This is a genomic window from Arenibacter nanhaiticus (assembly GCF_900141935.1).
GTDB lineage: Bacteria > Bacteroidota > Bacteroidia > Flavobacteriales > Flavobacteriaceae > Arenibacter > Arenibacter nanhaiticus.
In genome coordinates this window covers 1-6,535 of sequence record NZ_FQYX01000057.1, presented here as the reverse complement: position 1 = coordinate 6,535, position 6,535 = coordinate 1, and the positions used below count along the sequence as shown (strand labels likewise).

Annotated in this window: 7 protein-coding genes, 1 tRNA gene and 2 pseudogenes; 7 read left to right on the top strand and 3 right to left on the bottom strand. The window is 39.4% G+C overall.

The window, feature by feature from the left end:
* The 3 genes and pseudogenes from BUA16_RS17780 to BUA16_RS19110 all read left to right on the top strand — a co-directional run.
* Nucleotides 1-1,201: WD40 repeat domain-containing protein (locus BUA16_RS17780; protein ID WP_218616783.1), on the top strand; the 1,201-nt coding region annotated here is incomplete at its 5' end.
* Nucleotides 1,202-1,505: 304 nt separating this feature from the next.
* A complete protein-coding gene (locus BUA16_RS18510; RefSeq protein WP_072766055.1) occupies nucleotides 1,506-1,646 on the top strand; it encodes a transposase in 141 nt (46 codons plus the stop codon).
* A 76-nt stretch (nucleotides 1,647-1,722) separates the two neighbouring features.
* A pseudogene (locus tag BUA16_RS19110) lies at nucleotides 1,723-1,851 on the top strand (transposase); the annotation flags it as partial.
* 227 nt (nucleotides 1,852-2,078) lie between these two features.
* On the opposite strand, the gene BUA16_RS17765 reads toward BUA16_RS19110, so the two are convergent.
* A tRNA-Ser gene (locus BUA16_RS17765) sits at nucleotides 2,079-2,163 on the bottom strand.
* A 615-nt stretch (nucleotides 2,164-2,778) separates the two neighbouring features.
* Nucleotides 2,779-3,621 carry a helix-turn-helix domain-containing protein gene (locus BUA16_RS17760; protein ID WP_072766052.1) on the bottom strand — a complete coding sequence of 281 codons (843 nt, stop codon included), beginning with the start codon at nucleotides 3,619-3,621 and terminating at the stop codon, nucleotides 2,779-2,781.
* A gap of 91 nt (nucleotides 3,622-3,712) precedes the next feature.
* Between BUA16_RS17760 and BUA16_RS19265 the strand changes: the two are divergent.
* From BUA16_RS19265 to hxlA, 3 genes and pseudogenes are all read left to right on the top strand, one after another.
* Nucleotides 3,713-3,769, top strand: a pseudogene (locus BUA16_RS19265) (hypothetical protein); the annotation flags it as partial.
* 70 nt (nucleotides 3,770-3,839) lie between these two features.
* Nucleotides 3,840-4,433: a 6-phospho-3-hexuloisomerase gene (gene hxlB, locus BUA16_RS17755; RefSeq protein ID WP_072766054.1), complete on the top strand. Its 594-nt coding sequence runs from the start codon at nucleotides 3,840-3,842 to the stop codon at nucleotides 4,431-4,433.
* Nucleotides 4,434-4,487: 54 nt separating this feature from the next.
* Nucleotides 4,488-5,117, top strand: coding sequence for a 3-hexulose-6-phosphate synthase (gene hxlA / locus BUA16_RS17750; RefSeq protein ID WP_072766051.1), 630 nt, complete (start codon nucleotides 4,488-4,490; stop codon nucleotides 5,115-5,117).
* A gap of 353 nt (nucleotides 5,118-5,470) precedes the next feature.
* Here hxlA and BUA16_RS17745 read toward each other — a convergent pair whose 3' ends face one another.
* Nucleotides 5,471-5,881, bottom strand: coding sequence for a response regulator (locus BUA16_RS17745; RefSeq protein WP_084668561.1), 411 nt, complete (start codon nucleotides 5,879-5,881; stop codon nucleotides 5,471-5,473).
* A gap of 414 nt (nucleotides 5,882-6,295) precedes the next feature.
* Between BUA16_RS17745 and BUA16_RS17735 the strand changes: the two genes are divergently transcribed.
* Nucleotides 6,296-6,535 (top strand): helix-turn-helix domain-containing protein (locus BUA16_RS17735; RefSeq protein WP_143150558.1); only part of this gene is annotated, 240 nt, incomplete at its 3' end.

The window sequence follows — 6,535 nt, the reverse complement described above, 5'->3', positions numbered from 1 at the left end:
TGGTAACGACGGCAATGGAAGCAATTCAGGGCATGTTCGGGTGTATTCCTGGAACGGCAGTACTTGGGTGCAACTGGGTACAGATATAGATGGGGAAGCCGCTAACGACCGATTGGGATGGTCCGTTAGCTTGAGTGCCGACGGCAGCCGTGTGGCCATAGGAGCTATTGGTAACGACGGTAATGGGAACGATTCAGGGCATGTACGGGTGTATTCCTGGAGCGGTAGTACTTGGATGCAACTAGGAACAGATATAGACGGGGAAGCCGCTAACGACGTATCGGGTTATTCCGTTTCCATGAGTGCCAACGGCAGCCGTGTGGCCATAGGAGCTCTTTATAACAATGGTAATGGTATCGCTTCAGGGCATGTACGGGTTTATTCCTGGAACGGCAGTACTTGGGTGCAATTGGGTACAGATATAGATGGGGAAGCTGCTTTTGACCAATCGGGCTATTCCGTTTCCATGAGTGCCAACGGCAGCCGTGTGGCCATAGGAGCAAATGCTAACGACGGCAATGGGAACGCTTCAGGACATGTACGGGTGTATTCCTGGAACGGCAGTACTTGGGGGCAACTGGGAACAGATATAGATGGGGAAGCCGCTTTTGATCTATCGGGCTATTCCGTTTCCATGGATGCTGACGGTAGCCGTGTGGCTATAGGAGCTCTTTATAACAAGGGCAGTGGAAGGAATTCGGGGCATGTTCGGGTATATTCCTGGAACGGCAGCACTTGGGTGCAACAGGGAACAGATGTAAATGGGGAAGCTTCTAACGACCAATCGGGCTATTCCGTTTCTATGAGTGCTGACGGTAGCCGTGTGGCCATAGGAGCAAATGCTAACGACGGCAATGGAAAAAATTCAGGGCATGTGCGGATCTATGGGTGCGGGCAGGCAACGGAAGAAAATGAACAATCCTTTGTTCAGCGCCAAACTTCAGGGACCATAGTTACTGTCTTCCAAGAGCCTCAAAGCGAAGTCCTCAGTCTGGACATGGATATCCCCTATGATGCCACTATTAAAGTGAATTTCCTAGATACCTCCGGAAGAACGGTCCTGACCCCTAAAAGTAGAATGGTGAATGCTGGCACAAACCGTCTTGAGTATAATATGGGGGTAGTACCTTCACAAGTGCTCATCATGAATATATATACAGGCAGGGAACTCATTGCTAAAAAAATATTGCTAAACAAATAGCGGTTCTCCATTGGGTTAAAAAAAAGGAAATAAATGTGTTTTAGGTAAAAATCTTAGGTTCTGTGTGGTTGTATGTAAACCACAACCCGCTTGGCATGTTATTTGGATCTAGAATTATAGGATTACGTTTTCTCGTACCTCCAAATCGTGATCCAAGCATGGAAACCATAATGCGCTGCGCGCCTTGGTTTTTTGGATAAAGTTGGTACGTTGGAGGCTTTATTTAGATCTGTATCTGTGGATTACGATTTCTCGTTCCTCTAAATCGTGATCCCTCCATCACCGCACCTGACAATAAAGCCCTATCCTGAACTATTTTATAAATAAAAGTAGGAATGCCTCGGCAGAATCATTCAATGCAAAAATTAAAGCGTTCAGGGCACAGTTCAGAGGGGTGAAAAATGTAGAATTCTTCCTTTATAGATTAACCACAATTTTTGCATAAACACAACTTTTGGTCATGATCCTTCAAAACGGTAGCCAATAGTATTACTTTAAATTACCGCTAAGTACTTAACTATTTTTTAAACAGAAGTACAAATGCTTCAGCAGAATCCTTTAATGCCAAAGTAAAGGCTTTTAGATCACAATTTAGGGGAGTCAGGAATACAGAATACTTCTTATATCGCTTGATTAAATTATATTCTTAAAATGGTAAAAACCCAAATTTTGGACTTGATCCTTCATGATCCCTTTTCTTTCTCAAAGGATTCACTCACTTCGTTCGTGCATCCCGGTAGGTTATCCTTTGCAAGCATGGAAACCACAACAAGCTGTCGCTTGTTTTAGTTTTTTGTTTTCTTTCGCCTCTTCGAAGTAAACTTCGGAGGCTACAGAAAACAAAAAACCCACAACTTTCGCTGTGGGTTTCCTTTTGCGGAGAAAGAGGGATTCGAACCCCCGGAGGTGTGACCCTCAACAGTTTTCAAGACTGCCGCATTCGACCACTCTGCCATTTCTCCTGACTGTCTTATCAGCTATGAGCTGATTGCGGGTGCAAATATAGAGACCTTTTTTGGATTCACCAAGTGTTTTTATGATAAAAATGAAGAAATATTAAAAAAGGGAAAGGCCCGCAATCATTGCTGTTACGGCGATTTTTGGTGAATTAGAAGAGGGGTGGGAGGTATGGTGTTGTAAAATAGTTAGTTATAGGCTGTTTTTTATAAGGGAGCGAAGCGGGTTTAATCAGGAGATGTAAAAAAAAGTAGCTGGAACAAATTCAAAAAAAATAAAAATTCCCTCCCCATACATTAAAAAACTGCTTTTAGAACAAAATTTTATGGTGGTGGTTTGTAGTGTGTTTTTACTTAATTATAACTTTTGGGTAAAAAAACTGCGAGCTTTTTGGAAGGATGAAGGTAGGTTGAAACAGTGGGGAAAAAATAAAACAGATGCCTCTATAATAAAAGCTATACACAATCTTCCAAAAAGTCGATATATATAAGGAGTAAGAGCACATCCTTACGCCAGACATTAGGGAGTAATGAAAAAGGGTCGGACTTTCTTAACGTCCGACTTTTTTATATCCCCCCCTTTATGAGACGGAGCTATAGAAAGAACTCAGTCTAACAAAACTATTTATATAAGGTATTGTCATGAGAGATAAGGTGGCGTTTTACGTTGTTCTGAAATTCTTGAGGGGTTTGCTCTGCTTGGGCTTTAAAAAACCTGCTAAAATAAGATTGGTCCTTAAAACCTAGGTTGTAGGCGATTTCCTTAATGGTGTTCTCGCTATGTATAATTTGGCGCTTGGCCTCTTGTATTAAGCGATCATGAATTATTTGTACGGCGGTTTTATCTAGTTTTTCCTTCAGTACCTGGTTTAAGCGCTTGGCACTAATCCCTATCTGTTCGGCATAGAAGTCGGCATTTCGCTTTTCCTGATAGTTGTCTTCAAGCAACAGCATAAACTCGTACACTCGTTTTTCATTGATATCCTGTAAGGTAAAATGCTCTTCCTTTAACTGTATCAATTTCAGTAAAAAGACTTTTAGGAGGGCTTTTAACATAATTAAATTAATGGTCTCCTTTTTGTATTCCTCTTCCAATAATTGATACACATCTACCAAGCCTTTAGCGGTCTCTTCATTTACCTGTAGACAAGAAAACTCTCCTTGTACATTGAACATTCTAAAGACATCTAATAAAAACTCTTTTAAGTCTCCTTCTAATAGCTCTTGTTTAAAGGAAATAAGAACACCGTTTTTACCGGCTTTGTTTAATTGATGCACCCTATATGGAGGTATCAAATAAATCCAATCACCTTTTTTTGTTTGAAAATCGTGTTGTAGCACATGAAGCGCATCCTCGTTACGCAACCATACAATTTCATAAAAATCTCTCCTAGCAGGATCAATTAAATAGGCAGGAGGGCAATTTCCTAAATTTTTAATATACAAAACCTTATCACTAAGCATAAAAAATCGTTTTTACAAAATAAATATGAGGGTCGTTTTTAGGCATAAAATCGACATTGTTTCCAAAATGTACCACAAAAATAGGGAATAATACCATCACTTTTATAAGAATGGGCAGATTGTACTACACAACTGTCAAATTGTGTAACTGCTCTAGGAGATAGCCGCATATCTTTGCATCGCAGATTGATAGTCATAAAGGTTTGAAATTGAACGATATGGAAAACACAATTACATTACAGGCAACACAGGAGGCACAACTAGTAGCAACGGCAATGCAAACCATTATGGATGAGCATCGCAAGTTGACTGCTAGCATTAAACCTGAAGAAATTGCAGCTTTAATGCCAGCGATAAACAAGGGCAAAAGTATTTTCTTAATGGGTGCGGGGAGAACCGGACTAATGATGAAAGCTTCGGCCATGCGTTTAATGCATTTGGGGTATAAGGTATATGTGGTAGGTGAAACTACCACTCCAGCGATCGGTGAAGGAGACCTATTAATCGCCGGATCTGGTTCTGGAACAACAGCTGGCATTGTAAGAGCGGCAGAAACAGCCAAAAACGAAGGGGCAAGTGTCATTTGTTTTACAACAAGTCCAGCCGCACCATTGGCCACCTTGGCAGACTATACCGTTACGATCCCTGCAGCACAAAAACAGGCAAGAGACCAAGATGTTTCCAAGCAATATGCCGGCAGCCTTTTTGAGCAATCGCTTTTATTGAGCTTTGATGCCTTGATACAAGCCCTTTGGGAAATAGATGGCAGTACTGCTTCAGAATTATGGAAGCGCCACGCAAACATGGAATAATAGAGAATACAGTGGAATAATTTATAAACAAAAAACAATTTAAATAATAATAATATGGCAAAATTACAAGTAGCAATCGATTTATTGAAAATAGAAGACGCAATTGCATTAGCAACTAAAGTGGCTCCTTACGTAGACATTATTGAATTAGGAACTCCACTTATCAAAAGTGAAGGATTAGCTGGAATCAGAAAGATGAAAGATGCTTTCCCAGACAAATTGGTTTTAGCCGATTTTAAAACTGCTGATGCAGGTGAATTGGAAGCTAATATGGCTTTTGGAGCTGGTGCAGATTTGATCACTATTTTGGGAACTACAGGTGACTCAACCATCGTTGGAGCTGTTAAAGCTGCCAAAGAACATGGTAAAGGTGTTGTTGTAGATACTATCGGTGTTCAGGACAGAGTAAAACGTGCTCAAGAAGCGATCGCTTTAGGTGCTGAGTTCGTAGAATTACACGCTGGTTTAGATGAGCAAGCTCAAGAAGGGTACTCTATCCAAGTTCTTATTGACGAAGCTGCAAGAGCTGGTGTTGCTGTATCTATCGCCGGTGGTGTTAACAAGAACAGTGTCGCCGCTGTAAAAGAGTCTGGAGCTATGGTAGCCGTTGCCGGTGCCGCTATTTACGGAGCAGCAGATCCTGCACAAGCAGCAAAAGAATTAAAAGAACTTTTAAACGCATAAGAATCTTTTAGTTAGTAGGCTTACTTTCTAATATTCAGGCAAATCCCCATAAATTAATTTTTATCGGGGATTTGTTGTTTTATAAAGTCGCCCCAAAAACTAGTTTCCATTGTATGGTAGGGCCAATGGCGGGTAGTTTTAAGAATCTGTGGTTCCTATTAAGAATTTTTTTGTGGGCGTTCCCCTATCGGGTCGCTCTTTCCGCTGTATCTTTTTTAGCGGTCAAACCCCTAAAAAAGGATGCCGCTGCAATCCCTAACGCGATAATCAATTAAGAATTAACAGTAAATAATTATCATAAAAAAAATGGTCAATGCTATTCAGGGAAGTTAGTTGAAGGGCATGTGACGTTTTTAATAAGTATTAATACGGTTAAGGAATTCAATAGTAATAGGCTTTACCTGAAAGAAGGAAACATTTTGATCTGTCCGTGCACGTACAATGTCTAGATCATCAATAGTCGATGACATAATGAAGACTTGGCATTGTTTTTTTAATGTTGTGGACAGTTTGTTGTATTCCTCCAAAAATTCAAATCCTGACATTAGAGGCATATAGATATCTACAAAAATAACCTCTGGCAATAATGAGGTGTTTTCCTGATTTTGCTGTAGAAATTTTAAGGCTTCTTCCCCAGACGAATATTCAAAGACTTTTTTTCCAAAATTATTTTTTAGAATTATGCGTGGTGAAATATAGAGATCCGTTGGGTTGTCGTCAATTATCATCACTCTTTCAAACTTTGATTGTAATTGGTCGATCATTTTTTTTATATTAATTAAGACAGAATTTTGTGGTATTATAATGCAGTTTTCTTTTAGAGGAATTTAATGATCTAAACATTGTTTAATACCTTTTAATTGTTAATTAAATCTATTTATAACATTATTTACACACTAATAGTTTTATTTAATTTAGTGTTATTTTAAAAAAAACATAACAAGTATATACATTTTATTTTTCATCCGCGGAGCTTGATAAATTTGTTAAAATCTTCTTGGCGTCTTTTTGCAACCGGTAAAATAACACCATTCGAAAATTCACAAAAGTATCCGTCTTTTTTTGAAATGTTCGAGATTTGACGAAGATTAATGTGAAGTAACCACGATAAAATCTGACAGTTAAGAATTATATTTAAAGAGTCAAAACAACAAATATTAATCCTTAAAACTGTCAGAATGAATACAGAAGCAAAGGTAATTAAATCTAAGGTAGGTTTATTACAGTTAGCAGAACAATTGGGCAACGTATCTCAGGCCTGCAAGCTTTTTGGTTATAGCAGAGATAGCTTTTATCGTTTCAAAGAGCTCTACGACCAAGGAGGTGAGTTGGCACTACGGGAACTCAATAGAAGGAAGCCAAACCTCAAGAATCGAATTGAGGAAGAAGTGGAAAGAGCCGTAGTGCAAATCGCTTTT